Here is a 376-nt window from a genome sequence, read left to right as displayed (position 1 = left end):
GTACCCCTTCCTTCGTTCCACTCTCTGCGTCAGAGGCGAAGACCCAGTCCCGGTTACCTATGGTGTGAAAATAGCGATCTTTCACCCATTGAGCTCCTTTCTTCTGATGTCGCCGTCTGGCCCATTGCCAGAGCATAAACCAGATCTGTGCATTCACTTTATGAAGCGTCGATTTGGCTACCACGGGTTGATGGTACTGTGCCCAACCTTTCAGTAGGCGGTTAAGAATGTGGATAAGATTCACTTGCTTCGCCGCCCGATTGGTCGTGATTGTCTCCTTAACTTTTTGACAGAATGCTTGCACATTCTTCTTGGCGGGTTTGATCAGAAGCTTTCCGCCATATTTGCGAAAATTCCACCCCAGAAAATCAAAACC

The 376-nt window shown here is 48.4% G+C and carries 1 protein-coding gene; it reads right to left on the bottom strand.

The features are described from left to right. The coding region (locus tag AAC854_RS23285; RefSeq protein WP_340619154.1) for a group II intron maturase-specific domain-containing protein at positions 1 to 376 on the bottom strand (376 nt) is incomplete at both ends.

It is taken from the genome of Xenorhabdus entomophaga (genome assembly GCF_037996725.1).
GTDB lineage: Bacteria > Pseudomonadota > Gammaproteobacteria > Enterobacterales > Enterobacteriaceae > Xenorhabdus > Xenorhabdus khoisanae.
Note: the sequence above shows the minus strand (reverse complement) of the source record. Positions and strands in the feature narration are given on the sequence as shown.